We start from the raw sequence: 25,318 nt of genomic DNA on the forward strand, positions 1-25,318 counted from the left end.
ACGGGGTCGGTGTGACGTGCGCAACATCATGTCAGGTGCAGTTTTGTCCCGTTTCATCACCGGAAACCACCCGAAGCGAGCAGTCCTACCGTGGCTCGGCCGGCCACTCGGACGCGAGCACCGCCCAGATCTCCGTGTCGTTGCGGCGGCCCTGCCACGGGTAGGCCTCGCGGAGCAGCGCCTCCCGGGTCATGCCGAGCCGCCGGGCGACGTTCGAACTGTCGACGTTGAGCGGGTTGCAGTGCCACTCGGCCCGGTGCAGGCCGCGCACGGTGAACGCCCAGTCGATCAGCACCCGCACCGCCCGGGTGATCAGGCCCCGGCCGGTCGCGGACGGCTCCAGCCAGACGCCGATCTCACAGTTGCCGACCTTGGTGTCGAAGGCCACGAACATGGTGCCGCCGACCAGGATGCCGTCCAGCCAGATCCCGAACAGGCGCTTGCCGTCCTGCGCCTGCCCGTCGGCGTACCGCTGCAGTGTCGCGGTGGCGCCCGCCAGATCGGCGCTGACACTGGCCCAGGGGATCCACGGGTCCACGGTCGCCCGGGCCCGGTCCATGTGGGCCAGGAACTCCTCGGCCTGCCACGGTTCGAGCGGGCGGAGCTGGGCACCTTCGGTCAACTCGATCGAGAACACGAAGCAGAGCCTAACGATGATAGGGCCGTTGGACCTTACCCGTCGCCGAGCGGAAGGCGCACGATCGGAGTATGAACGAGAAAGACGAGGTCAAGCGGGCACTGGTCCAGGCGGCGGACGCGGCACGGTTCGCCCCGTCGATCCACAACACGCAGCCCTGGCGCTGGGTGGTCCAGGGCGATCGGCTGGAACTCTTCGGGGTCGCCGAGCGGCAGTTGCACGAGCAGGACCCGGGTGGGCACATGCTGTTGCTGAGCTGCGGGACCGCCCTGCACCACGCCCGGGTGGCGCTGGACGCCGAGGGCTGGCGGCACGAGGTGGACCGGCCGGCCGGCGAACCGCTCGCGGTGCTGCGCCCGGTCGAGCGGATCCCGGTCGCCCCGGAGGCCACCCGGCACTTCCAGATGCTGCAGGTACGGCGCACCGACCGGCGCACCGTCACCGACGAGCAGGTGCCCGAGGACACCCTGCGCCACCTGGTGAAGGTGACCGAACAGAACGGCGCCCGCCTGCACGTGCTCGGCCGCGACCAGGTGCTCGCGCTGGCCGTCGCGGCCGACCGGGCCCAGCACGCCGAGGACGGCGACGAGCGGATCGCGGCGGAGACCGCGGCCTGGGCCGGCGGCGACCGGCCGGACGGCACCGGCATCCCGGCGTCGGTGCTGCCCGAGGAGGTGCCGCTGACCACGGTGGCCGAGCGGGACTTCCACACCACGGGCACCCTTCCGGCCGGGGACGGGCACGACGCGGCGGCGACGTACGCGGTGCTCTACGGCGAGGGTGACGAGGCCGAGGACTGGCTGCGCGGCGGCGAAGCGCTGAGCCGGCTGTGGCTGGCCGCGACCGAGCAGGCGGTGAGCCTGCTGCCACTGAGCGGCCCGGTGGAGATCCCGTTCACCCGGCAGACGCTGCGCCGGATGCTCGGCGACGTCGGTTTCCCCTACCTCGCGGTGCGGCTGGGCACCCTCGACCCGGCGACGTCGGCCCCGCCGAAGACCCCCCGGCTCCCGGCCGGGCAGGTCATCGACGTGGCGTGATGCCGCCGGAACCGGTCAGTGCGGGTCGCCTTCCGGGCCGAAGGCCGCGAGGAACTTGTCCCGGAAGGAGTCCATCCGCCAGATCGGGGCGGCCGGGTCCGGCTTGAGGCCGTCGGTCCAGCCCCACGAGGCGATCCGGTCCAGGGTCTTCGGGTCCTTCGCGATGATCGTGATCGGCACGTCCTTGGTCGCCTCGGTGCCGACCACCACCGACGCCGGCTGGTGGTCGCCGAGGAAGACCAGCACGGTGTCGTCGTTGCCGTACTCGGTCAGGTGCCCGAGCAGGCTGTCGATCGAGTACGCGACGGACCGGGCGTACTCGGTGCGGATCTTCTCGTCGTGTTTCCACACGCTGGCGGTGCTCTCGGCGCTCGCGACGACCGGGCCGTAGACGCTGCCGTCACCGACCGCGTTCCAGTCCAGCATCGACGGGACCGGCGACCACGGGGTGTGGCTGGAGGTCAGGGTGATCTCGGCGAGCAGCCGGCCCCGGTCGGCCTTGCCGTACTCCAGCTTCTGGAACGCCGACATCACGAACTGGTCGGGCATCGACGACCAGCTGAACGACGGCCCGTTGTAGCCGAGCGTGTGCGAGTCGTAGATGTGGTCGTAGCCGTAGAAGCCACCCTCCGGCCAGGCGAAGACGATGCCCGGTTCGACGCCGACGGCCCGGTGCCCGGACTGGGCGAACGCGCGGGTCAGGGTGAGCCGGTCGGACGAGACCAGGCTGCGGTACCGCTGCTCGTTGTCGATCCAGAGACCGGACAGGAACGTGGAGTGCGCCAGCCAGCTGCCGCCACCGGCGGTCGGTGAGGCGAGGAAACCGCTGCGGCTGGCGTACCCGGCGGCTTTGAGCTTGTCGCCGTTGGCCTGCAACGAGGCGAGGACCGCGCCGTTGTAGGCCGGGTTCTCGATCGCGTCCCGGCCGTAACTCTCGATGAACCCGATGATCACGTCCTTGTCGCGCAGGGCGGTGAGCATCTGGTCCGGGTCACGGTCCCGGTAGTTGTCGACCTGCACCTCGGCGGCGAACTTCTTGCGGTCGGCGAGGTTCTGCGGCAGGGCCATCACGGTGTGCCCGGCCAGGTCGGCGGCGGCGTGCGAGGCGACCGGGAGACCACCGATGAGCTGGACGCCCAGCACCGCGAGCACCGCCCAGGCGACGCCGGCCGTGCCGATCCCCCGCCAGGCGCCGATCCGGTGACCGCGCATCACGGTGTCGAGCCGGAGCACCGCCCAGGTCATCCCGGCGACCAGGAGCACCCCGCCGAGGACCAGGCCGATGGCGGCGGCGACGGTGGCGGCCTGCCCGATCGAGTCGACGAGGAAGTTGAAGCCGTCGTCGAAGAGGGTCCAGTCGAGCACCGGGTCGAACCGGCGGGCCAGCACGGCGTAGAAGCCGACGTCGATCATCTTGATCACGGTGAGCAGCCCGAGCACCACGCCCAGCCCGATCACGATGCCGCGGCGGCCCTTCTTCGGCAGCAGCAGCAGGATCGCCGCGGCGATCAGCGCCTCGACCGGGATCCGCAGGAGTGCCGTCCAGGGTGAATTTCCGGGCGGCAACCGGGTGATCTGGTCGGGGACGATCAGGGCGAGGAACACCAGCACTGCGGCGAATCCCGTGGTCACGTGCCGGATGGCCCGGCGGTACGGCTTGGTTGTGCTCACGTTCTCTTCATACGCCACTGGCGTCACTCTGGTTCGACTGGCTTGTTCATTTGAATGAGCGAGCACTCACTCAGTACAGTCGACCACATGGAGCAACGACGCAAACGCGTCCCGGCGATGCAGCCGGAGGAACGGCGGGCCGCCCTGATCGAGGCGACCATCCCGCTGCTGCACGAGCACGGTCTGGAAGTGAGCACCCGGCAGATAGCCAGCGCCGCCGGAGTGGCCGAGGGCACGATCTTCGGCGTCTTCGAGAGCAAGAGCCAGCTGGTGGTCTGCTCGGTGATCAAAGCGCTCGACCCGGAGCCGGAGCTGGAGGCACTGGCCGCGATCGACCGTTCCCGGCCACTGCGCGAACGGGTGATCATCGCCGCCGAGCTGGTGCACAAGCGCTTCCTGGAGCGCGCCCACCTGATGCACGCGGCCCGAAAGATGATCATGGTCGGGGAGCAGGACCCGGAGACCGTCAAGCGGATGGCCGCCAACCGGGCCCGGATCGGCGAGGCGGTCGCGGACGTCTTCGCGCCCGACGCGGCCGATCTGCGGGTGGCACCGGACCGGGCTGCCCACCTCCTGCTGATGTTCTGCGGCGCCAACACCTTCGGGCCCTACGGGGAGCCCGACTCGTTCAGTGGTGCCGACCTGGCGGCGTTGCTACTGGACGGCATCCACATCAAGGAGAGCCCGACGTGCTGATCAAATTGTTGAGAGTCCATCTCCGGCCGTACCGGAAGGAGATCGGTCTGGTGGTGCTCTTCCAGTTCCTCCAGACCATCGCGACGCTCTATCTGCCCGCGCTGAACGCGGACATCATCGACAAGGGCGTGGTCAAGGGCGACACCGGCTACGTCATGCAGGTCGGCGCCGGCATGCTCGGCATCACCCTGCTGCAGATCGCCGCCCAGATCGTGGCGGTCTACTTCGGGGCGCGCACCGCGATGGCCGTCGGCCGGGACATGCGCTCCTCGATCTTCACCCGGGTGCAGAGCTTCTCGGCCCGTGAGGTGGGCCAGTTCGGCGCGCCCACCCTGATCACCCGGACCACCAACGACGTCCAGCAGATCCAGATGCTGGTGCTGCTCACCTTCACGCTGATGGTGTCGGCGCCGATCATGTGCATCGGCGGGATCGTGCTGGCGCTGCGCGAGGACGTCCCGCTGTCCGCGTTGCTGCTGGTCGCGGTGCCGATCCTGATCACCGTGATCGGCCTGGTCATCGTGCGGATGCGGCCGCTGTTCCGGTCCATGCAGGTGCGCATCGACCGGATCAACCAGGTGATGCGCGAGCAGATCACCGGCATCCGGGTGATCCGCGCGTTCGTCCGCGACGACCACGAGCGGCAGCGGTACGGGGTGGCCAACGACGAGCTGACCGACGTGTCGGTGCGGGCCGGCCGGATCATGGCGATGATGTTCCCGACCGTGATGCTGGTGGTGAACATCTCCAGCGTCGCGGTGATCTGGTTCGGTGGCCTGCGGATCGACTCCGGCGGCATGCAGGTCGGCGCGCTGACCGCGTTCGTCAGCTACCTGATGCAGATCCTCATGTCGATCATGATGGCCACGTTCATGTTCATGATGGTCCCGCGCGCCGAGGTCTGCGCCGAGCGGATCGAGGAGATCCTCGGCACCGAGTCCAGCGTGGCGCCGCCGGCGAAACCGGTCACCACCCTGGCCCGGCACGGCGAACTGGAACTGCGGGACGTCGGCTTCAAGTACCCGGGCGCGGAGGCAGGTGTGCTTTCGGGGGTACATCTGACCGCCCGCCCGAACGAGGTCACCGCGATCATCGGCAGCACCGGCAGCGGCAAGACCACCCTGCTCAACCTGGTCCCCCGGCTGTTCGACGCCACCGAGGGCCAGGTCCTGGTGGACGGGGTGGACGTCCGGGAGATCGATCCCGATCTGCTGGCCCGGGTGATCGGGCTGGTGCCGCAGAAGCCGTACCTGTTCACCGGCACGATCGGTTCCAACCTGCGGTACGGCAACCCGGACGCCACCGACGAGGAGCTCTGGCAGGCCCTGGAGATCGCCCAGGCCAAGACGTTCGTCGAGTCCATGGACGGGCAGCTGGACGCGCCGATCGCGCAGGGCGGCACCAACGTCTCCGGCGGTCAGCGGCAGCGGCTCGCGATCGCCCGCACCCTCGTGCACCAGCCCGAGGTCTACCTCTTCGACGACTCGTTCTCGGCACTCGACTACGCCACCGACGCCGCGCTGCGATCGGCGCTGACCGAGCACATCACCGGCGCCACCGTGGTGATCGTGGCGCAGCGGGTCAGCACCATCCGCGACGCCGACCGGATCATCGTGCTCGACGACGGCAAGGTGGTCGGCACCGGAACCCATGAGGACCTGATGGACAACAGCCCGACGTACCGCGAGATCGTCCTGTCGCAGCTGACCGCGGAGGAGGCGAGCACCCGATGAGCTCTTCTGAAACGCCGCAGCGCCGGGGTCCCGTTCCCGGCGGGCCACCCGCGGCCCGGATGATGATGGCCGGTGGTCCGCCGGAGAAGCTCGAGGACTTCAAAGGCTCGACCAAGAGACTTCTCACACTTCTCAAACCCCAGCGGTTGTACGTGGGGGCAGCGCTCGCCTTCGGTGCGGTGAGCGTGTTCCTCTCCGTGCTCGGCCCGTACATGCTCGGACGCGGCACCGACGTGATCTTCAGCGGGGTCATCGGCCGGCTGCCGATCTTCCGGACCGGGGTGACCAAAGAGCAGGCTGTCTCCGGTTTACGCGCCGACGGGCAGGACAACCTGGCCGACCTGGTCGCCAACGTCGACTTCACCCCCGGCCAGGGCATCGACTTCGACCGGCTGGGCCAGGTGCTCGCCTGGGTGGCACTGATCTACGTGTGCGCGTGGTTCTTCGGCGTGTTCCAGGGCCGGCTCACCACCCGCGCCGTCCAGGCCGCCGTCTACGACCTGCGCCAGCAGGTGGAGGCGAAACTCGGGCGGCTGCCGCTGTCCTACTTCGATCAGCAGCCGCGCGGTGAGGTGCTGAGCCGGGCCACCAACGACACCGACAACATCGCGCAGACGTTGCAGCAGACCTTCGCCCAGTTGGTGACGTCCCTGCTCATGATCGTCGGCGTACTGGGGATGATGTTCTGGATCTCCCCGCTGTTGGCCCTGATCGCCCTGGTCACGGTGCCGCTGTCGATCTGGCTGACCACCGTGATCGGCAAGCGGTCCCAGCCGCAGTTCGTCAGCCAGTGGAAGGTCACCGGGCAGCTGAACGGGCACATCGAGGAGATGTTCACCGGGCACACCCTGGTCAAGGTGTTCGGCCGGCAGCACGAGGCGTCCACGGTCTTCGGCGAACACAACGACAAGCTGTACGCCAGCAGCTTCCGCGCCCAGTTCATCTCCGGGCTCATCCAGCCGGCCATGATGTTCATCGGCAACGTGAACTACGTGCTGGTGGCGGTCGTCGGCGGTCTGCGGGTGGCGTCCGGGACGCTGACGCTGGGCGAGGTGCAGGCGTTCATCCAGTACTCGCGGCAGTTCAGCCAGCCACTCACCCAGGTGGCGTCGATGGCGAACCTGGTGCAGTCCGGGGTCGCGTCGGCGGAGCGGGTGTTCGCGCTGTTGGACGCGGCCGAGCAGTCGCCGGAGCCTGGTTTCCAAGAGATGCCGGCCGTACAGGGGCGGATCACCTTCGAGAACGTTTCGTTCCGCTATCTACCGGACAAACCGCTCATCGAGAACCTGAACCTGACCGTCGAGCCGGGCCAGACCGTCGCCATCGTCGGGCCGACCGGCGCCGGCAAGACCACCCTGGTCAACCTGCTGATGCGGTTCTACGACGTGACATCCGGACGGATCACTCTCGACGGGGTTGATATCGCGACGATGCCCCGTGAACAGTTGCGCTCGCACATCGGGATGGTGCTGCAGGACACCTGGCTGTTCGGGGGGAGCATCGCGGACAACATCGGGTACGGGGCTTCCGTTTTTGATCAGGCTTCCGTCCACGCCGCCGCCGAGGCCGCCCATGTCGACGGATTTGTGCGGATGCTGCCCGACGGTTACGACACGAAGATCGACGAGGAGGGCTCGAACGTCAGCGCCGGGCAGAAACAGCTGGTCACGATCGCCCGAGCGTTCCTCGCCGAGCCCAGCATCCTGATCCTGGACGAGGCCACCAGCTCGGTCGACACCCGCACCGAGGTCCTGATCCAGCAGGCGATGGCCACACTGCGCAGCGGCCGCACCAGCTTCGTCATCGCCCACCGCCTCTCCACCATCCGGGACGCCGACGTGATCCTGGTGATGGAGAACGGAACCATCGTCGAACAGGGCTCCCACGACACCCTGCTCGCAGCGGACGGCGCGTACGCCCGCCTGTACTCGGCCCAGTTCGCCCAGGCCGTGGTCGAACTCGACTGACTTTTTCATACGGAACGGGGGCGGCCTGTCGGCCGCCCCCGTCTCGTACTACCAGGCCTTACTTGATGGTGATCCACTTCTCAACGGACCAGCCACTGTTGATGCCCATGCTCGCGGCCGCACCGACCTCGGCACGGATCTTCAGCTTGGCCCCGGACTTCTGCGACCAGGTGCCCTTGTAGACACCGTTGGAAGCGGTCTTGCCCGGAGTGGCGACGTTCTTCCACTTCTTGGCCTTGGCGTCCCACCACTGCACGGTGACCGTCTGACCAGCCCACTTCGGGTTGCTGGTGACCGACACGGTCAGCTTCCCCTTGGTGCTGCTGACAGCCAGAACCGGGTTCTGCGTCAGCTTGACCGTCTTGACAACCGAGACAAGCTCATCGGACATTGTCGCGAACGCGTAGCCCTGGTTCACCGACCAGTCCTTGAACTCGTACCAGCCCTTGCCGTCGGCGTCGGTCTTGGCGAGCCACTTGAACTTGGTCGGGTCGGTGGTCGGCAGAGGCGCCCCCCACAGGTCGACGGTGGCGTACGGTCCCGCCATGCCCTCGAAGGAGACCTTGCCGGCACCCTTGGCCGGGCCCTTGACCGTCAGGACCGGCTTGACCGGCTTGACCGTCTCATCCGACTTGATGGTGACCTCGCCGGCCGCCTTCTTGATCGGCGAGCCGATCGGGTTGAGCGGCGTGCCCAGCTTGACCCAGAAGTTCTCGTCCCGCTCAGCCAGATTGTCGTCGATCAGCTCGACGTTGACCTTCGCCTCGAGCTCGCCCGGCTTGACGGTGATGACGCCCTTCGAGGCCTTGTAGTCCTCGCCGGCCTTCGCCGTACCGTCCGCCGTATACCACGGGATCGAGATGGTCTGCGTGGTCGACTTGGTGTTCGCGTCGAAGGCGAAGTCCACGTGGACGTCGACCGACTTCTCGTCCTCCTTGATCGACTCATCGTGGACCGAGGCGGCCGGCGGCATGTCCGCCGGGTCGTCGTTGATCCGGTAGGTGCCGGTCACGTCGGTGAAGCCCTGCAGGAACGGCGTCACCTCCTTGACCGTGAAACCGAAGGTCTCGGTCGGCTCGTCGATGTCGTCCGGCTTGAGGTAGATCTCAGCGAAGTTGCCGGTCAGCTTCTCCTGGCCACGAGTGATGTTGACCGTGGTGGTGGCGAAGTTGGTCGGCAGCTCGTAGTCGACGCCGACCGTGGCCGGGTTCTCCCCGATCGGGCCGGTCGCGAAGCCGAGCGTGTACGGGTACTGCGAGACACCGACCAGCGTGCCGCTGACCCGCATCGTGCCACCCTCGGTGCCGTCGATCTCGTCCAGCTTGACCGTCGGCTTGGCGTCGTCGTTGACGATCTGCACCCGCGACTTGGTGAGGTTGGCGGCCGACGGCGTGCTGTCCACCGCAGTGCTCGTGGTGGCGAAGGTGACGCTCAACCACTCGTCCCGCTCGTAGGTGGTGTCTCCGTTGATCGGAATCTGCAGCCAGCCAGACTTGTCGCCGGCCTTGATCGTGACAGTGGATACGGCGGGCACATCGTAGTCGTTGTCACCGGCGGTGGCACCGGAGTTCACACCGGTCTCGGTGGCGGTGCCGTCCGAGCCGAAGGTGGCGCTGAACGTCACGTCGGAGGCTGCCGGGCCACTCAGCAGGACCGGTACCTTCGCCGATGTTGCGCCCGAGTTTCCCTCAGCGACGGAGATATCGTTGGTGGTCCAGGTCGGGTTGGCGTCGGCCTCACCGTTCTCGGTGAGGTAGATCGTCTTGGTGCTCGGTGAGATCGTCTTGGTGGAGCTGGTGAACAACACCTGGAATGTCTCGTTGCCCTCCAGGATCGTGTCACCCACGACCGTCACCGGGATTTTCGCGCTCCACGTCGTGGAGGTGGCCCCGACCGGGATGGTGAAGCTGCCGGCGGTGCCCTTGTAGTCGACCCCGTTCGTGGCGGTGCCGTCCTTGAAGGCGTAATCGACCGTCAGTGGGAGCTGCCATGGGCCGGTGCTGCTCGGCAGCGACAGCGCGATGTACCGAACCGCCTCGTCGCGGTCCATCTCGTGGAACGACGAGCCGGAGTTGTTGATGGCGTCGTTGCCCGGGTCGGCCGTGGTGTCGGCGGTGATCGCCGGGCCCGAATTGGTGTCGTTGATAACGCCGTAGCCGCTGGTGGTCTTCCCCAGCGTGACCCCGACCGGCGCGTTGGGCGCGGCCGAGAGCAGGGACGCCTTGACGTTCTCGGGCCCCTCCAGAACGCTGTCGGTCAGCGTGAGCACCGACAGGGTCCGGCTCTTCGAGTAGGCCGGGATGACCGCGGGGTTCGGCGGGTTGCTCGATGCGGTGATCGCGGTGTAGTCGCTGCCCGCGGTGGCCGGATTGGATCCGGACTGGACCACACCGTCCGAGGTGGCGTATTTGATGGTCATGTTCGGGTCGTCGGACGGCCGGTCCAGGGTCAGCGGGAAGGCGAGGTAGCCCCCCTCGTCGACCGCTGGGGCATCACCGAGAGTAGCCACCGGGACCGGATCGTCGTCGGTGATGCTGATCGTCGACTTGTCGGTCGTGCCCGGCGTGGTCGACGGGATCGGCGCGGTTCCGGTGGCGTTCACGGTGAACGACTGGTTGGACGCGATCTCGTGGACGGCGTCGTCGTACAGTTCGACCGGGATGCTGCCGCTGAACGAGTACGCCGGGATGGTGATGACGGCGTTCGCCGGCAGGGCCGTGTAGTCGCGCAGTTCGCCGCCGGTCGACACCGCATTGTTGGTGGCGGTTCCGCTGGTTCCGTCAGCGGTGGCCACCGGGATCCACAACGGGTGCGGCAGGACCTTGGTGAGGGTCGCGGTGACGTTGACCGTCTTCTGGGTCGTGACACCACTGGTGGTGGCCGCGGTCTCGGCCACCGTCGTGGTGGCCGGGCTGATCGCGAACGTCGGATAGTCGGCGTTGGCGACGGCCCAGATCGTGCCGAGACCGGTCTTGGTGTTACCGAGGCTGTCCGTCGCTCGTAGAGAGAACGTCTCGTCCGCCGTGTCCGCATCGTTCGCGGTAGTGACCGTCACGGTCACCGTGTTGTTGCTGCTCGACGCGGTGCCCGGAAAGCTCACCGAGGTGCGGCTGGGAGTGCTGTTGAAGTCCGTGGACGCAATGGGATCGGCACCGGATGCCGTGCCGGCGATCGTGTCGAGCGTGAACACCGCGCCGCCGGTGCCGGTGTAGGACAGCGTGAAGGTGAGCTTGCTGCCTTCCCAGTTGCCGGCTTCGCTGATCGTCAGGAAGTCGACGTTGGCGTAGGCGGGGTTGGCCACCATGACTGCCGGGATGAGGCCCACCGCGGCGGCGGTGGCAGTTGCCAGGACTTGCCGGACGCGGGAGCGTCCCCAGAGCGTGAACGACACCCGCTCGTGCGGCGGCGCCGTTTGGATTGGTCGATGACGCATTCTCTTCCTGTCTCCTTCGGCGGCTGGGCTGCCTCCCGTGGGGAGGCCCCTGGCTTTGCGTCCCCGTCTCGCGACGGGTTTGCCTGTTCGGGTACCGCACCAGGCGGTTGTGGGGGTGCCGGATCTCGGACCGGCCCTCAGCGCGCCCACACTCGGGGCGAGGCGGCGCCAAATGCAATCTAACCGGCGAATCGTGCGGTTACTGGCGGAACGGTTTTTTCGGTTGAAACTGCTTCACATAGCTGGCAATCGTCCTCAATGCCTCGCTCAACCCGAAGATCGGTGGTGGCGGGGACAAAAACGTCCGGGCCGACGGATGAACCGGCCCGGACGTCCTCACATGCCGGCTCGCGCCGGAGATCACGGAGTGGGCGACGCCGACGGAATGGCGCAGAGCACCGTGAGACTCACTGCCGCGCTCAGACTCCCGCTGAAGGTGAACTCCCACTTGTTCGGGGACGAGACCACCTGGCTGCTGCCCGTGACGCTGTCGCTGCCGGTGAGCGAACCATAGGAGCCGCCGACAGCGACGCCCTGGTCACAGGTCACCTGCTTGGCCGAGTCCCCGAGGGCGGCCGTGCCGAACTTCGTCTTCAGGTTGGACGGTCCCGGCGTACCCATCGCTCCGGTCGACCCCGTCGGCCCCGACGGGCCTGCCGGACCGGGGGGGCCCACCGCGCCGGGCGCACCCGCCACGCCGGGCGCACCGGGGCTGCCCTGCGGGCCTACCGCCCCCGGTGTGCCGGCCGGGCCCGCGGGCCCCTGCGGGCCGTCGGCGCCGTCCTGCCCCTTCTCACCCTTGGCGCCGGTGGCACCCTTGGGCCCCTTCGGGCCCTCCTCGTCCCACGAGACCAGGTTCTCGCCGGACCTGCAGCGGGTGGTGCCGGCGGGAACCCAGCGCATGTCGCCGCTCTTCCTGTTGACACACACCTTGATGTCCGACGGCGCTTGAGCGATCGCCGCGACCGGGGCGGGGCCGGCGAAGGCGCTCGCGCCGTACGTCAGGGAAGTGCTGGCCAGCACTATCCCCAGGGCACCGACCGAAGTGACCAGGACACGTGGTCTCATTACTGTTCCATCCTCTGCGGAATTGTGAGTCGTGGGCCCGTGGACCTCTGTCGACCCGGTCACGGTGCGTTCTCATCGACACCGGTACCGGCGAACACGGCCGGGCCGTCCACAGCCTAGGAACGAAGCATGGGCGATCTCAGCGAAACGGATATTCTGGTCGAGGTCAGAGCAGGCCATGGTGCATGGCGGTCGTCACCGCGGCGGTTCGGTCGGCCACGTCCAGCTTGTTGAAGGCTCGCAGCAGGTGAGTCTTCACCGTGGCCTCGCTGATGAACAGACGCTTGCCGATGTCGGCGTTGGTCAGGCCCGCCGCCACCAGGCGGAGCACCTCGGTCTCGCGGGCGGACAGCGACGGAGGGGCGGGCTGGCGCACCTGGCGGACCAGCGTCGACGCCACGCTGGGGGCCAGGACCGTATCGCCTCGGGAGGCTGCGCGGACCGCGTCGGCCAGCTCCGCGGGGGACGCGTCCTTCAGCAGGTAGCCGGCGGCTCCGGCCTCGATCGCCCGCAGGATGTCACGGTCGGATTCGTAGGTGGTCAGCACCATCACCCGTACCTCGGTGGTGGTGGAAAGGATCTTACCGATGGCCTCGACGCCGTCGCCTCCGGGCATGCGGAGGTCCATCAGGACGATGTCGGGGCGCTCGGAGAGAGCCAGTGCGACGCCCTCCACACCCGAGGACGCCTCGCCGATGACGGTCAGGTCGGGTTCGGCGTCGAGCATGCCTCGTAGGCCCATCCGCACCACGGGGTGATCGTCGACCAGGAGGATGCGGATCATTCGGGGGCCTCCAACGACACTTCCAGGGTGGTTCCGGAGTCGGGGGTGCTGCGGATGGTCAGGGCGCCTCCGGCTTCCGTGGCTCGCGCTCGCATTCCGGTGAGGCCGAATCCGGCTTCTTTGAAAACGTCGAAGCCCCGGCCGTCGTCGCGGACCACCAGGCGCACCGAGGACGGGGTGTAGGCCAGGACCACCGTCGCCTCCCGGGCGGCGGCGTGCCGGCGGATGTTGGTCAGCGACTCCTGGGCGGCGCGCAGCAGCACCACTTCGGCGCGGGTCGGCAGGGTGCGCTCGTCGCCGGTGGTCCGGAACGAGCAGGGCACCCCGGACTCCTCGGTGAAGCGGACCGTGGCCCGCCGTACCGCAAGGGGAAGTGAGGAAGCCGAGGTCAGCGCCGACGGTGAGAGGGCCGCGACCATGGCCCGGGATTCCGCCAGGTTTTCTTTCGCGGTCCGCACGGCGAGGGCGAGCCGTTCATCGCGAAGAGCCGGGTCGACCGCCTGGACCAGGGTGATGATGCTGGTGAAGCCCTGGGCGAGGGTGTCGTGGATCTCGCCGGCCAGGCGGTTGCGCTCGGCGGCGACACCTGCCTCGTGGGAGAGGCGGGCCAGCTCGGCGCGGCTGGCCTCCAGCTCGGCGATCAGCTCGGCGCGCTGGGAACTCTGCTCGGCCATCCGGGTGATCCAGACGCCCATGCACAGGCCGGCTGCGGTGGAGACGGCGGCGATGACCAGGTGGATGACGATGTCGTCGAGGCCGGCGCGGCGTATCTGCAGAACGACAGGGATCACGTTGGCGACGGCGACCAGGACGACCGCGGACCGCAGGGTCACCAGCATGAAGAACAGCGGGATGACCCCGAACATCAGCCAGGTGGCGATCTGCGCCCCGGCGACGGCCACGCCGAACAGGATCAGGAAACCGGTGCTGACCAGGAGCGCGGGGGTGCCCTGCCGGTCCTTGAGGATCATCGAGCGGGCGACGGCGACGTACAGCACGGCCATGCCGAGGACCGCGAGCAGAGCCAGGGACGATCCGTCCACCAGGAAGATCGCGATCGACAGCGCGACCGCGACCACCAGGAAGTAGACCTCCCACAACAGGGTGCTCACTTGTCTCGGCTGCTCCAGCGGAAGGTCACCAGGCACAGCGCCAATCCGACCACACACCAGATTCCGAGCACCAGGGCCACCCCACCCAGATTCCAGGTGCCGCCCAGTTCCTGGGCCGAGGCGTCGGACGGCAGGAAGACGTACCGGAAGCCCTGGGCCATCCAGCGCACCGGGAAGATCGACGCGACGGTCTCCAGCCAGTCGGGGAGCTGGCTCATCGGGTGGATGAAGACACCGGAGATGAACTGCAGGGCCACCACCGGCACGTTGAGGATGGCGCCGGCGTTGCGGGCGTTCTTGACCAGGCCGCTGACCGCGATGCCGATCAGCGAGCAGGCGACCACCGAGAGCACGAAGATCCAGCTGAAGGCGAGCCAGTTCGCGGCGGGTGGCAGCGGCATGTCGAAGACCAGCACGCCGACCAGGATCAGGACGATCGCTTCGGCGATGCTCAACACCAGAACCAGAAGGGCCTTGCCGATCAGGTACGCGGTGGCGGGCATCGGTGTCCCGCGCAGGCGTTTCAGGGTGCCGTCCTCACGATCGAGCGCCAGCCCGGTGCCCATCGTCACGAACGCCGTGGTCATCACCCCGTACGCGATCATGCTGGCGGTGAAGATCCGGCTGACCGCCACTCCCCCGTCGGTCGACTCGCTGCCGAAGATGGTGCCGAAGAGCAGCAGCAACAGTGCCGGGAAGAAGAACGTGAAGATCACCGCGGTCCGGTCCCGCAGGAAGCTCTTGATCTCGACCTGGCCCCGGGACGTGCTCATCGCGAGGGTGCTCATCGGGTGGCTCCGATCAGGTCGAGGTAGGTGTCTTCGAGGGTGGGCCGGGTGATCGTGAGCGTGGTGAGGTCGGCGCCCGAGGTCACCAGGTGCCGGATCAGGTCGCTGGGGTCGGCGACCTGCTCGCTGCGCACCAGCCCGTCCTCGGTCCACGACACCCGGGCCTCGCTGGCGGCGCGACCGCCCAGGGTGGCCGGGGTGCCCTCGGCGACGATCCGCCCGTCGGCCACCACCGCGAGCCGGTCGGCGAGGGCCTCCGCCTCGTCCAGGTAGTGGGTGGTCAGCACGATGGTGGTGCCGTCGCCGGCCAGGGTGCGGATCAGCTCCCAGAACTGGCGGCGGGCCTCCGGGTCGAAACCGGTGGTGGGCTCGTCGAGGAAGAGCAGTTCCGGGCTGCCGACGATGCCGAGGGCGACGTCGACGCGGCGGCGCTGGCCACCGGAGAGAGTCCGGATCTTGTCGTTGCGCTTGGCGGTCAGGCCGACGAGTTCGATCACCTCGTCGGGCTTGCGCGGGCTCGGGTAGAACCCGGCGATGTGCCGGACCGTCTCGTGCACGGTCAGGTCGGCGGCGTCGTCGGCGTCCTGCAGCACGATGCCGATCCGGCTGCGCCAGGCCGAGCCGGCCTTGCCCGGGTCCTCGCCGAGCACCCGCACGTCACCGGCGGTGCGGCGACGGTGGCCTTCCAGGATCTCCACGGTGGTGGTCTTGCCGGCGCCGTTCGGGCCGAGCAGGGAGAAGATCTCGCCGCGGGCCACGACCAAGTCGATGCCCGCGACGGCGTCGCGTCCGTTGTATGTCTTTCGAAGTCCGGTTACCTCGATGGCTTCCATGCCTGAAAGCCTCGCGTTTTTCTGAAGAAGAAGGGACGACCGGGCGGCTGTCAGGCGGTGTCAACCGGTCGGTGGACAGTCACTCCCACTTGAAACTGCGGGCCGCCGCGGTCAGCCAGACGACCGCCCAGGTCAGCAGGGCCGCCCAGATGCCGATCGGGACCGAGCCGTTGTGCATCAGCGTCTCCCGCAGCGCCTCCGCGTGTGCGGCGAGCGGCAGCAGGAACCAGCCTGCCACGCCCAGGTCGGGAGCGGCGAACATGATCCCGCCGACGGACAGCATCACCACGTAGATCAGGGTGGCCGCGCCGGTGGTGGTCTCCGGCTTGAGCACACTGGCCAGCAGCAGGGCCAGTCCGGTGTAGCCGCCCGCGGCCAGCACGGTCACCCCGATCGCGGGCAGCAGCGCGCCGGCCTCGGGACGCCAGCCGACCGCGATCCCGACCAGGGCGAGCACCAGCACCTGCAGCACGATCAGGGCGAACACGGCGGCGGTCTTGGCGATCAGCAGACCGGGACGGGTCAACGGCGAAGCCCCGAGCCTTTTGAGTACGCCGTAACTCCGCTCGTAGCCGGTGGTGATCGCCTGCCCGGTGAACGCCGTCGACATGACCGTCAGCGCGAGCACACCCGGCACCACATAGCCCAGACGGTCGTCGGTCGGCAGGTTCGTCACGTCGAACAGCCCGGCGCCGAGCAGCACCAGCAGCGGCACGCCCATCGCGAGCACCACCGCCTCACCCCGGCGGGCGGTCAGCAGCAGCTCCATCCTGATCTGCTTGCCGAGGATGGTGCGCATCGGAGCCCGGCCGGGAGCGGGGGCGAAGGTGCTGCTCATTTGGTGGCTCCCACCGGGGTCTGGGTGGCGGTCAGGGCGAGGTAGACGTCCTCCAGCGTGCGGCGGCGCGTGTTGATCGCGGTCACCGCGGCGCCCGCGGCGGCGAACCAGGCCAGCACCTCGGCCAGCCCGGCGGTGTCCAGCGAGCCGGAGACGGTGTAGAAGCCGGGTGACGCCTCGGCGACCGTGCGGCCGGCGCGCAGCCCGCTCAGGTCCAGACCCGGGTCGGCGCGCACCTCCAGCACGTCGATCGCCGCCGACGAGGTCAACTCGGCCGGGGTGCCGGTGGCCGCGACCTGCCCGGACCGCATGATCACCACGTCGTCGGCGAGGCGCTCCGCCTCGTCCAGCAGGTGGGTGGTGAGCAGCACCGACACGCCGTCGGCGCGCAACTCCTCGATCAGCTGCCAGGTGGTGTGCCGGGCCTCGGTGTCCATGCCGGCCGTCGGCTCGTCCAGGAAGACCAGCTCGGGGCGGCCGACCAGGGCCACCGCCAGGCCGAGGCGCTGCTGCTCGCCACCGGACAGCCGGCGGAACCGGGTGCGCTCGAACTTCCGCAGGCCGAGCCGGTCCAGCAGCATGTCGGTGTCGAGCGGGTTCGCGGCGAACGAGGCGAACAGGCGCAGGATCTCGCCGGCCGTCGCCCACGGGTAGACGCCGCTGGACTGCAGCATGATGCCCATCCGCGGCATCAGCTCGTCGTGCTGGCCGACCGGGTCCAGCCCGAGCACCCGGGCCTCGCCGCCGTCCGGCCGCCGGAAGCCCTCGCACACCTGGAGCAGGCTCGTCTTGCCGGCGCCGTTGTGCCCGAGCAGGGCGAGTACCCGCCCGCGGGGCAGGGTCAGGGACACCCCTGAGACGGCCGTCGTGTCGCCGTAGCGCACCACGACGTCCCGTACCTCGACCGCGGCCACGTCGCCACCACCCATGAGTCCCGCCAATCCGGAATCCGTCCGCCACCGGTCACCTTACGGTGGCCGCCTGAAAGCCCCCGCCCGACGGTGCACCGGATGGCTTGTCTCACCCTCCCCCGGCCGAGGCGGCGTGTCCTCCTCCCTGAGGCCGCCCTTTAGGCTCCCGGTATGGGCGTGGTGGAGATCTATACGGACGGCGCGTGCTCGAAGAACCCCGGGCCCGGGGGCTGGGGCGCCGTGCTGCGCTGGGGAAAGGCGGAGAAGGACCTCTGCGGTGGTGAGGCCGGCGAGACCACGAACAACCGGATGGAGATGATGGCGGCGATCATGGCGCTGGAGGCTCTGAACCGCGCGCCGCTGACCGTCGATCTCTACACCGACAGTGTGTACGTCCGTAACGGCATCACGAAGTACCTGGAGAACTGGAAGCGCAACGGCTGGATGACCGCCTCCCGGCAGCCGGTGAAGAACGTCGACCTGTGGCAGCGCCTGGACACCGTGGTCCGCAGGCACACGGTGACGTGGCACTGGGTGAAGGGCCACGCCGGGCACCCGGAGAACGAGCGGGCCGACCGGCTGGCCGCGCGCGGCCTGAAGGAAGCGCTGGCGGCGGCGCGCTAGGTCCTAGCTAGGTGCGCGGGTGCGGCACCCGGGCGCGGGCCACCCGGTCCGGCGGCAGCAGATAGGTCGCGGCGCGGACGAGTTCCTCCGGGACGGCGTGCCGGCCGGGCACGTCGGGGCCGACCGGCTCGGCCTCCGGCGCGGTCGCCCGGCGGCCGGCGGCCCGGGCGGCCATGCTGAAGACGCTGCGGGTGGCGGCGTCGTACCCCCGCTTGTAGGCGGTGGCCCGGTCGGCTCCGCTCTGCCGGCGCTGGTGCAGACGCCCGGCGGCGTATCCACAACAGGCCATGAGGGCGGCGGCCAGGATGATGACGAGAATGGTGTCGCCCGGTGCGGTCATACCTGAATTGTGCAGACTGGAATAGACCGCGAGCTATGGCCCGTTTGACGTACCCCGAACGATGGAGGTGCCCATGCGTATCACACGACGCGCCCTGACAGCCGTCGTCGGCGCCGCCCTGCTGCTGGTGGCGTCCGCCTGTTCGGCCGCCGAGGACGATCCGCCGGCCTCGACCGTCGAGGTCTTCACCTGGTGGGCCGAGGGTGGCGAGAAGGCCGGACTGGACGCCCTGGTGGCCCGGTTCACCGCCGGATGCCCCGGCCAGACGTTCGAGAACGGGGTGGTGGCCGGCGGCGCCGGGATCAACGCCAAGCAGGTGCTCGCCGGCCGGCTGCAGCAGGGTGACCCGCCGGACCTCTTCCAGGTGCACGCCGGCGCGGAGCTGCTCGACCACATCGACGCCGGGCAGGTCGCCGATCTGAGCGCCGACTTCGACACCTGGGGTCTGCGCGCCGCGCTGCCGGACGGGCTGATCCAGACACTGACCGTCAATGGCCGGGTCTGGTCGGTGCCGGCCGGGGTGCACCGGGCCAACGTCGTCTGGGCCAACCAGCGGGTGCTCGCCGAGGCCGGGATCCGGGCCGCGCCGGCGACGGTGGCCGAGTTCGTCGCCGACCTGGAGACGCTGCGCCGCGGCGGGATGGAGTCGCCGCTCGCGCTGGGCCGGGACTGGACCCAGCTGATGCTGCTGGAGGCGGTGCTGATCAGTGCTCTGGGGCCGGAGGAGTTCACCGGGCTGTTCACCGGCGACACCCGGTGGGACGGCTCGGAGGTGACCGGGGCGATCGAGGACTACGCGCGGATCCTGGCGTACAGCAACACCGACCGGAACTCGCTGGACTGGCCGCAGGCGCAGCGGCTGCTCGCCGACGGCAAGGCCGGGTACCAGCTGATGGGCGACTGGGCGGCCGCCGACCTGACCGACGGGTTCGGCACGTTCGCCTTCCCCGGCAACGGCGCCGCCTTCCAGTGGCTGGCCGACTCGTTCGCGCTGACCAGCGCCGCCGCCAACCCGGAGGGTGCGCGCTGCTGGCTGAAGACGGTCGCCTCGCCGGAGGGGCAGCGGGAGTTCAACGCGCGCAAGGGTTCCATCCCGGCCCGCACCGACACCGCAACTACCGGTTTCAGCGACTACCAGATCCGGGCGGCGGCGGACTGGCGCTCGGGTGTCCCGGTCCCGTCGTGCGCGCACGGTTCGGCCTGCTCGCAGCCGTGGCAGAACGCCGCCAACGCGGCGGTCGCGGCATTTTCACAGTCAAAGGATCGGGTGTCGTTGCAGGACGCCCTGGCCGCCGCCGCCAAACAGTTCGTCAGGCAGCAGTAACAGGGCACGATGGGTGCATGGCCGAAGAGCGCGAGGGTGTGCCACTGACCAACCTGGACCAGGAGCTGTTCCCGGAGGCGGGCGCCACCAAGCGGGACCTGGTCGACTATCTGGACGTGATGGCCGGCCGGTTCCTGCCGGTGCTGCGGGACCGGCCGCTGTCGGTGATCCGGGTGCTCCGCGGCCAGGAGCGGTTCATGCAGAAGAACCTGCCGAAGTACACGCCGGACTGGGTGCCCCGGGCGAGCCTGTGGGCCGACTCGTCGCACCGTGAGGTGACGTACGCGCTGGCCAACGACCGGCGCACGCTGTTCTGGCTGGGCAATCAGCGGGCCGTCGAGTTCCACCCGGCGCTGATGCCCGCCGGTTCGCCGCACCCCACCCACCTGATCATGGACCTGGATCCGCCCGAGGACGGCGGGTTCGGCCTGGCCGTCGCGGGCGCCCGGCTGGTCCGGCGGGCGCTGCTCGACATCGGGATGGACGGGGCGGTCAAGACCAGCGGCGCCAAGGGGGTGCACGTCTTCGTGCCGCTCGCCGGTGATCCCGCGCCGGAGGACGTGGCCGCCGCCCAGCGCGCGGTGGCCGCCCGCGCCGAGCGGCTCGACCCGGAGCTGGCGACCACCGCGTTCATCCGCGACGACCGGCACGGACGGGTGTTCCTGGACGCCACCCGGGCCGGCGGGGCGACGGTGGCGGCGGCGTACAGCCCGCGGGCCCGGCCGGGGGTGCCGGTGTCGTTCCCGGTCGCCTGGTCCGACCTGGACGACGTGACGCCCGCCGACTTCACCCTGCACACCGCGCCCGGGCTGCTCGGCGACCGCGACCCGTGGGCGGAGACGATGCCCGCGCCGCAACGATTGGACGAGGGCCTGGTCGCCGAGGGGCACACCATCCCGGTGGCCCGGGTGCAGGCGATGCACGAGGGCAAGCGGCGCGCGAAGGCCCGCCGGGAAGCCGATGGGTGACGCTGGTATACATCGAACGGTGTAGCGGCGTACGCGGGAGGCGTCCATGCGGGAGACGGTGCCGGGAGGACGCGGCGCACCACCCGCCGCCCCTAGCGTCCCGGGCATGACGACAAATTTCACCCGGATGGCCGCCGCGGCGACTCTTGTCGGGATTCCGGCCGGCCTCGCCCTCATCAGTGACAGCAACGACACCGTTCTGACCGTCACGCTGGCCGGCTGGCTGGCCCTCTTCGTCCTCGCGGCCCGCCGGTGGCCGTTGGGCGTGCTGCTGCTGAGCCTCGCGAGCCTGGCGGCCTGGCGGATGGCCCACCTGATCGGGATCGGCTGGGTGTGGCCGGCCACCGCCGCCCTGGTGGCGCTGGTGCTGGCCGGCCGGCTCCGGGCCGCGGTGGTCGCCTCGGCGGCCGCCCTGCTCTGGGGGGCGGTCTGGGACGGCGTCGTCGAGCTGCGCGACACCGACTCGCTCTTCGCCCACCTCGGCGGGGAGGCGCTGTGGGTGGCCGCGGTGCTCGCTGTCACCGCCGCCTACCGCAACACGCTGCGCTGGCGGATCGAGGTCGGGCACCGGCTGGCCCGGGACGAGCAGGAGCGGGAGCTGGAGGCGCGGCGGCGGCGGGCCGAGGAGCGGGTGGAGATCGCCCGGGACCTGCACGACGTCGTCTCGCACACGCTCGCCGTGGTCGGTGTGCATCTGAACGTGGCACTCGACGCCTTCGACACCGAGCCGGACGAGGCGAGGGAGTCGCTGCGGCTGGCCCAGGAGGTCCGCGGCCAGGCGATGACCGACCTGAAGGCCCTGGTCGGCGTGCTCCGGGACGGCGAGCTGCCCCGGCTGGAGGGTCTGGAGCCGTTGTTCGCCCAGGTGCGTGCGGCGGGCCTGGCGGTGTCCTTCAACGAGATCGGAGCACCGGCCGAGGTGCCGGCCCCGGTCGCCGCCGCGGTCTTCCGGGTGGTCCAGGAGGCGCTCACCAACACGGTCCGGCACGCCGGCGCCTCGAAGGTGCTGGTGACCCTGCGCTACGGTCCCGCGGATGTGCTGGCCGACGTCCGGGACGACGGGACGAGCGTCGCGGGGTTCGTCGAGGGGCACGGCGTCAGCGGGATGCGGGAGCGGGTCGCCGCCCTCGGCGGGGCGCTCACCGCGGGCCCGGACAAGACCGGTTTCACCGTACGAGCAGTCATCCCCCTGGAGTCCGCATGACCATCTCGGTCCTTCTCGCCGACGACCAGCACCTGGTCCGGGCCGGTTTCCGGAGCCTGCTGCGGCGGGGGAAGGACATCACCGTGGTGGGCGAGGCGTCCACCGGCGACGAGGCGGTGCGGACCGCCCGCGCGCTGCGGCCGGACGTGATCCTGATGGACATCCGGATGCCCGGCATGGACGGGATCACCGCGACCCGGGAGATCCTGGCCGCGCAGGAGACCCGGGTCATCATCCTGACCACGTTCGAGACCGACGAGTACGTCTTCTCCGCGCTCGCCGCCGGGGCCAGCGGCTTCCTGACCAAGGAGATCGACCCGGACGGGCTGCGCACCGCGGTCCGGGTGGTGGCGGCCGGTGACGCGCTGCTCTCCCCCGGGGTCACCCGCCGGGTGGTCGGCCAGTTCGCGAGCCGTCCGGTGCCGGCCGCCGCGGTACCGGGCCGGAACCGGCTGGCGGTGCTGACCGAGCGGGAGCGGGAGGTGGTCCAGCTGGTCGCCACCGGCCTCTCCAACGACGAGATCGCCAGGCGGCTGGTGATCAGCCCGCTCACCGCGAAGACCCACGTGACCAGGGCGATCAGCAAACTGGGGGTCCGCGACCGGGTGCAGCTGGTGATCCTGGCGTACGAGGACGGCCTGGTCGGTAATTGATCTTGGGGGATCTTCTCAGGAGCGCCCGCACCGGCCCGATGACCCCGAGGTGACCACCGATCTGGACTGGACGACCACCGCCTGGGGACTGCTCGCCGGGGGTGTGGCGGCCGCCGTGGCCTGCTGGTGGCGGGCCGCCGGGTTCGCCGGCCGGGCGCGCTGGGGCTGGGCCGCGATCGGCGCCGGCCTGCTGTTCTGGAGCATCGGCCAGTTCTCCTGGTTCGCCGGGCCGCCGTTCTTCGAGATGTTCAAGGTTCCGGCCCTGCTCGGTCTGGTGGTCGTGGTGCCGGCCGGTCTGCTGATCCTGCCGAGCGGTTCGCAGCCGCTCGCGAACCGGCTGCGCAGCGTGCTGGACGGCCTGCTGATCGCCGCGTCCCTGGCCCTGGTGGCCTGGGTGTTCGTGATGGATCCGCGGCTGGAGAGCGGGCCGGCCGGCCCCGGTTTCTACGTCACGCTGCTCTTCCCGCTCACCGACATCATGCTGGCGACCATGGTCGGCTACATGCTGCCGGCGCAGCGTCTCCAGCAGGGCCGCGGTTCCGACCTGATGTTCCTCGGCGCCGGTTTCAGCGCCTTCGTGATCACCGACATCGGGCACGTCTACCTGGTGCTGCTCGACTCGGTGGCCGCCGCGCCGCTCGTGCACCTGCCGTCGATCGCCGGCTTCCTGCTGATCGCGGTGGGCGCGCTGCGGCCCCGGACGGCGGCCGCCGGTACGCTGCCGGACCTGTCGCCGGGCGTCTGGAACACCGCGATCATGGTGCCGTACACGGCGGTGCTCGCCGCCCTCGCCTCGAGCGTGTACTTCCACCTGAGCCACGCGCACAGCGACCCGTTCGTCAACTACACCCGGTCGCTGCTGATCCTGCTGATCGTCGGCCGTCAGCTGCTGACCCAGCTGGAGAACCGGGCGCTGACCCGCACCCTGGAGTCCCGGGTGGCCGAGCGCACCGCCGAACTGCACGACCGCGAGCAGTGGTTCCACTCGCTGATCCGGCACAGCTCGGACGTGGTGACGGTGATCGGCGCGGACGGGGTGATCCGCTACCAGAGCGAGTCGATGCAGCGGGTCTTCGGGTACGGCCCGGAGGTCTTCACCGGCCGCCGGTACACCGATCTGGTCGACCCCGACGTGGCGATGCGGCTGGCCGAGGCGATGCGGCGGGTGGCGACCACGGCGTACGGGACGGTCACGCTGGAGGTGGTGCACACCCACCGGGACGGCCGGAAACGCCCCTCCGAGGTGATCATCACAAACCTGGTGGACGACCCGCGGGTGGCCGGGTTCGTGCTGAACACCCGGGACATCAGCGAGCGCAAGGAGCTGCAGGACCAGCTGGTGCACGAGGCGTACCACGACTCGCTGACCCAGCTCGGCAACCGGGCGCTGTTCCAGGACCGGGCCTCCGCCGCACTGCGCGCCGGTGGCGACGTGGCCGTGCTGCACCTCGGGCTGGACGGCTTCAAGCGGGTCAACGACAGCCTCGGCCACCTGGCCGGCGATCAGCTGCTGGTGCGGGTCGCCGACCGGCTCCAGGCGTGTGTCCGGGATCAGGACGTGGTCGCCCGGCTCGGCGCCGACGAGTTCGCGATCCTCGCCCCGGACGCCGGTGACGCCGAGCTCATCGCCCGCCGGATCCTCGACGACCTGGAGGCGCCGGTGGAAGCCGGCACCCGGCTGATCCACGTCCGGGCCAGCATCGGCCTGGCCACCACGGCCACCCTGCCCGGCGAGATCGCCGGCGACCGGCCCGGTGAGCGCGCCGAGCAGCTGATCCGGGACGCCGACCTGGCCATGTACCAGGCCAAGTCGACGGGTGGGGGCGTGTTCACCGTCTACCACCCGCGGATGCGGGACGGGCTGGTGGAGCGTCTGGAGCTGGAGAACGATCTGCGCGGCGCACTGGAGCGTGGCGAGCTGCGCCTGCACTACCAGCCCACCATCGATCTGGCGACCAGCCAGGTGATCGGCTTCGAGGCGCTGGTCCGCTGGCCGCACCCGGTCCGCGGCATGATCAACCCGCTGGACTTCATCCCGATCGCCGAGGTGACCGGGCAGATCGTGCCGCTCGGGCACTGGGTGCTGCACGAGGCCTGCCGGCAGGCCGTCGAGTGGTCCGCGGCGGCCGGTGGGCGGCCACTCAAGATGGCGGTGAACGTGTCGGTCCGCCAGCTGGACCGGGCCGACTTCGCCGAATCGGTGGCCCAGGTGCTGGCCGAGACCGGGATGCCCGCCGACCGGCTGTGCCTGGAGATGACCGAGAGCGTCCTGATGACCGACACCGAGGCCAACCTGGAGCAGCTGGTCCGGTTGAAAGGGCTCGGGCTCACCCTGGCGATCGATGACTTCGGCACCGGGTACTCGTCCCTGGCGTACCTGCGCCGGTTCCCGGTCGACACCCTCAAGATCGACCGCTCGTTCGTCGAACGGCTCGGGGTGATCGCCGACGACACCGCGCTCACCGACACCATCGTGCGTCTCGGCAAGAGCCTCGGTATGGCCACGGTGGCCGAGGGCATCGAGGAGTTCGGGCAGCTCGCGGCGTTGCGGGAGATGGGCTGCGGGTTCGCCCAGGGCTACTACTTCTCCCGGCCGATCCCGGCCGCCGAGGCGGGACGCCTGTTCCTGGAGGGCGCCACCGTATAGAGCCGCCGTATGGAGCCGCCGTATGGATGGAAAGAAGGTCCCCGCCTGAT

Annotated in this window: 21 protein-coding genes and 1 riboswitch; of the genes, 10 read left to right on the forward strand and 11 right to left on the reverse strand. The window is 69.7% G+C overall.

Features of this window, described 5'->3' with window-relative positions:
- Positions 1–85: 85 nt before the first annotated feature.
- Positions 86–637, reverse strand: a complete 552-nt coding sequence (locus Aco03nite_RS10260; RefSeq protein ID WP_203794622.1) for a GNAT family N-acetyltransferase — start codon at positions 635–637, stop codon at positions 86–88.
- Between the two features lie 71 nt (positions 638–708).
- On the opposite strand from Aco03nite_RS10260, the gene Aco03nite_RS10265 reads away from it, so the two are divergent.
- Entirely contained in the window at positions 709–1,674 is a 966-nt protein-coding gene (locus Aco03nite_RS10265; RefSeq protein WP_203794624.1) for an Acg family FMN-binding oxidoreductase, read from the forward strand.
- 15 nt (positions 1,675–1,689) lie between these two features.
- On the opposite strand, the gene Aco03nite_RS10270 is transcribed toward Aco03nite_RS10265, so the two are convergent.
- Positions 1,690–3,345 (reverse strand): alkaline phosphatase family protein, encoded by a 1,656-nt coding sequence (locus Aco03nite_RS10270; protein WP_203794625.1) that lies wholly within the window; start codon positions 3,343–3,345, stop codon positions 1,690–1,692.
- Between the two features lie 87 nt (positions 3,346–3,432).
- On the opposite strand from Aco03nite_RS10270, the gene Aco03nite_RS10275 reads away from it, so the two are divergent.
- Genes Aco03nite_RS10275 through Aco03nite_RS10285 form a run of 3 tightly spaced genes read left to right on the forward strand, consistent with a single transcriptional unit; the run spans position 3,433 to position 7,741 of the window.
- Positions 3,433–4,041 (forward strand): TetR/AcrR family transcriptional regulator, encoded by a 609-nt coding sequence (locus Aco03nite_RS10275; RefSeq protein ID WP_203794627.1) that lies wholly within the window; start codon positions 3,433–3,435, stop codon positions 4,039–4,041.
- A complete protein-coding gene (locus Aco03nite_RS10280) occupies positions 4,035–5,774 on the forward strand; it encodes an ABC transporter ATP-binding protein (protein WP_203794629.1) in 1,740 nt (579 codons plus the stop codon). Before Aco03nite_RS10275 ends, Aco03nite_RS10280 begins: the two co-directional genes overlap by 7 nt.
- Entirely contained in the window at positions 5,771–7,741 is a 1,971-nt protein-coding gene (locus Aco03nite_RS10285) for an ABC transporter ATP-binding protein (protein ID WP_203794630.1), read from the forward strand. The genes Aco03nite_RS10280 and Aco03nite_RS10285 overlap by 4 nt, the downstream gene beginning before the upstream one ends.
- Before the next feature lie 58 nt (positions 7,742–7,799).
- Here Aco03nite_RS10285 and Aco03nite_RS10290 read toward each other — a convergent pair whose 3' ends face one another.
- The 8 genes from Aco03nite_RS10290 to Aco03nite_RS10325 all read right to left on the reverse strand — a co-directional run bounded on the left by Aco03nite_RS10290 (position 7,800) and on the right by Aco03nite_RS10325 (position 17,538).
- A complete protein-coding gene (locus tag Aco03nite_RS10290) occupies positions 7,800–11,174 on the reverse strand; it encodes a Calx-beta domain-containing protein (RefSeq protein WP_203794632.1) in 3,375 nt (1,124 codons plus the stop codon).
- Positions 11,175–11,189: 15 nt separating this feature from the next.
- A riboswitch (cyclic di-GMP riboswitch) is annotated at positions 11,190–11,268 on the reverse strand.
- A 266-nt stretch (positions 11,269–11,534) separates the two neighbouring features.
- The gene (locus Aco03nite_RS10295) at positions 11,535–12,242 is read right to left on the reverse strand and encodes a collagen-like domain-containing protein (RefSeq protein ID WP_203794633.1); all 708 of its coding nucleotides are present in this window, start codon (positions 12,240–12,242) and stop codon (positions 11,535–11,537) included.
- A gap of 166 nt (positions 12,243–12,408) precedes the next feature.
- Positions 12,409–13,026, reverse strand: a complete 618-nt coding sequence (locus Aco03nite_RS10300; protein ID WP_203794635.1) for a response regulator — start codon at positions 13,024–13,026, stop codon at positions 12,409–12,411.
- The gene (locus tag Aco03nite_RS10305) at positions 13,023–14,138 is read right to left on the reverse strand and encodes a sensor histidine kinase (protein ID WP_239145043.1); all 1,116 of its coding nucleotides are present in this window, start codon (positions 14,136–14,138) and stop codon (positions 13,023–13,025) included. The genes Aco03nite_RS10300 and Aco03nite_RS10305 overlap by 4 nt, the downstream gene beginning before the upstream one ends.
- Complete coding sequence (locus Aco03nite_RS10310; RefSeq protein WP_203794636.1) at positions 14,135–14,926, reverse strand: ABC transporter permease; 792 nt, start codon at positions 14,924–14,926, stop codon at positions 14,135–14,137. The genes Aco03nite_RS10305 and Aco03nite_RS10310 overlap by 4 nt, the downstream gene beginning before the upstream one ends.
- Complete coding sequence (locus tag Aco03nite_RS10315; RefSeq protein ID WP_203794638.1) at positions 14,923–15,759, reverse strand: ABC transporter ATP-binding protein; 837 nt, start codon at positions 15,757–15,759, stop codon at positions 14,923–14,925. The genes Aco03nite_RS10310 and Aco03nite_RS10315 overlap by 4 nt, the downstream gene beginning before the upstream one ends.
- Positions 15,760–15,838: 79 nt before the next feature.
- The gene (locus Aco03nite_RS10320; RefSeq protein WP_239145044.1) at positions 15,839–16,597 is read right to left on the reverse strand and encodes an ABC transporter permease; all 759 of its coding nucleotides are present in this window, start codon (positions 16,595–16,597) and stop codon (positions 15,839–15,841) included.
- Positions 16,594–17,538, reverse strand: coding sequence for an ABC transporter ATP-binding protein (locus Aco03nite_RS10325; protein ID WP_239145045.1), 945 nt, complete (start codon positions 17,536–17,538; stop codon positions 16,594–16,596). Before Aco03nite_RS10325 ends, Aco03nite_RS10320 begins: the two co-directional genes overlap by 4 nt.
- Before the next feature lie 141 nt (positions 17,539–17,679).
- On the opposite strand from Aco03nite_RS10325, the gene rnhA reads away from it, so the two are divergent.
- Positions 17,680–18,132 (forward strand): ribonuclease HI, encoded by a 453-nt coding sequence (rnhA, locus tag Aco03nite_RS10330; protein WP_203794640.1) that lies wholly within the window; start codon positions 17,680–17,682, stop codon positions 18,130–18,132.
- A 7-nt stretch (positions 18,133–18,139) separates the two neighbouring features.
- On the opposite strand, the gene Aco03nite_RS10335 is transcribed toward rnhA, so the two are convergent.
- Positions 18,140–18,472, reverse strand: a complete 333-nt coding sequence (locus Aco03nite_RS10335; RefSeq protein ID WP_203794642.1) for a hypothetical protein — start codon at positions 18,470–18,472, stop codon at positions 18,140–18,142.
- 73 nt (positions 18,473–18,545) lie between these two features.
- Between Aco03nite_RS10335 and Aco03nite_RS10340 the strand changes: the two genes are divergently transcribed.
- From Aco03nite_RS10340 to Aco03nite_RS10360, 5 genes are all read left to right on the forward strand, one after another.
- Complete coding sequence (locus tag Aco03nite_RS10340; protein ID WP_203794643.1) at positions 18,546–19,796, forward strand: ABC transporter substrate-binding protein; 1,251 nt, start codon at positions 18,546–18,548, stop codon at positions 19,794–19,796.
- Positions 19,797–19,813: 17 nt separating this feature from the next.
- Positions 19,814–20,764 (forward strand): DNA polymerase domain-containing protein, encoded by a 951-nt coding sequence (locus Aco03nite_RS10345; RefSeq protein ID WP_203794645.1) that lies wholly within the window; start codon positions 19,814–19,816, stop codon positions 20,762–20,764.
- A 106-nt stretch (positions 20,765–20,870) separates the two neighbouring features.
- On the forward strand, positions 20,871–21,968 hold the full coding sequence (locus Aco03nite_RS10350; protein ID WP_239145046.1) for a sensor histidine kinase: 1,098 nt from the start codon (positions 20,871–20,873) through the stop codon (positions 21,966–21,968).
- Positions 21,965–22,621 carry a response regulator transcription factor gene (locus Aco03nite_RS10355; protein WP_203794649.1) on the forward strand — a complete coding sequence of 219 codons (657 nt, stop codon included), beginning with the start codon at positions 21,965–21,967 and terminating at the stop codon, positions 22,619–22,621. The genes Aco03nite_RS10350 and Aco03nite_RS10355 overlap by 4 nt, the downstream gene beginning before the upstream one ends.
- A 49-nt stretch (positions 22,622–22,670) precedes the next feature.
- Complete coding sequence (locus Aco03nite_RS10360) at positions 22,671–25,268, forward strand: putative bifunctional diguanylate cyclase/phosphodiesterase (RefSeq protein ID WP_239145047.1); 2,598 nt, start codon at positions 22,671–22,673, stop codon at positions 25,266–25,268.
- The last annotated feature ends 50 nt before the right edge of the window (positions 25,269–25,318 follow it).

The organism is Actinoplanes couchii, assembly GCF_016862075.1.
In the GTDB taxonomy this organism is placed as follows: domain Bacteria; phylum Actinomycetota; class Actinomycetes; order Mycobacteriales; family Micromonosporaceae; genus Actinoplanes; species Actinoplanes couchii.